The sequence below is a fragment of the Pseudoxanthomonas sp. SGT-18 genome, from assembly GCF_003931645.1.
In the GTDB taxonomy this organism is placed as follows: Bacteria; Pseudomonadota; Gammaproteobacteria; order Xanthomonadales; family Xanthomonadaceae; genus Pseudoxanthomonas.
Genome location: NZ_RRYJ01000023.1, coordinates 1 through 1,201 on the forward strand (window position 1 = coordinate 1; position 1,201 = coordinate 1,201).

Here is a 1,201-nt window from a genome sequence, read left to right on the forward strand (position 1 = left end):
CGACGCCCCCCCGCCTTCAGTAGCGGGGCGATTTAGAGTCCGGGGTGGATGGTAGCCGATGCCAGTTGCTTCGCGTAGGCGCTCGGTGTCAGCCCGCCCAATGCCTTCTTTGGCCGCTCCTCGTTGTATTCCCGGCGCCAGGTTTCGATGACGGTCCGGGCGTGCAGCAGGTGGGTGAACCAGTGTTCGTTGTGGCACTCGTCGCGCAGGCGGCCGTTGAACGACTCGACGTAGGCGTTCTGGTTCGGCTTGCCCGGTTGGATCAGGCGCAACTGCACGCCACGCGCGTGCGCCCAGGCGACCATCGCCTTGCCGCAGAACTCCTTGCCGTTGTCGGTGCGGATCACCTGCGGCAGCCCGCGCGAGCGCGCCAGACGGTCGAGCACGCGCGTCACGCCAAGTCCTGAGATCGCACGCTCCACCTCGATCGCGACCGCTTCGTGGGTGGCGTCATCGACGATCGTCAGGCACTTGATGGCGCGCCCGTCGGCGGTGCGGTCGAACACGAAGTCCATCGACCACACCTGATTGGCCGCACTCGGCCGCACCAGCGGCTGGCGCTCGCCCGGCAATATCTTCTTGCGCTTGCGCCGCCGCACCTGCAGCCTCGCTTCCTGATACAGCCGTTCAACGCGCTTGTAGTTCACGAGCAACCCCGCTTGCCTGAGTTTGAGGTGGATCATCCCGACGCCGTAGCGTTTGTGCCGCTGCGCCAGCGCCAGGATCCGCGCCCGCAGTTCGACATTGCGGTCCGGACGCGGCGCATAGCGGTAGGCGCTGGCGCTCATGCGCACCACCGCCAGCGATCGTCGCTCGCTCAGTCCCTTGCCCACCAGATGCCGCACCAGCTCGCGCCTGGCCGGTGCGGTCACCACTTTTTTCGCAGGGCGTCCTTGATCACGTCGTTCTCGAACATCTGCTCGGCCAGCAGCTTCTTCAGCCGCGTGTTCTCCGCCTCCAGCTCCTTGAGTCGCCTGGCCTCCGGCACGCTCATGCCGCCGAACTTGCTGCGCCACAGGTAGTACGAGGCTTCACTGAAGCCGTGCCGGCGGCACAGGTCCTTCACCGCCACGCCAGCCTCGGCCTCACGCAGGAAGCCGATGATCTGCTCTTCGGAAAAGCGCTTCTTCACGTCCAATCTCCGTCTCGTTGGGGATTGGACTCCAAATCGCCGTGCTACTCAAAACCGGGGGGACGTCGC

1 protein-coding gene is annotated in these 1,201 nt (G+C 65.7%); it reads right to left on the minus strand.

From position 1 onward, the window contains the following. Window positions 1-32: 32 nt before the first annotated feature. Window positions 33-1,132, minus strand: a protein-coding gene (locus EIM47_RS15610; protein ID WP_125077420.1) for an IS3 family transposase whose coding sequence is annotated in 2 segments (ribosomal slippage) — window positions 33-874 and window positions 874-1,132 — 1,101 coding nt in all. Because the reading frame shifts where the segments join, the coding sequence is not laid out codon by codon here. Window positions 1,133-1,201: the final 69 nt, after the last annotated feature.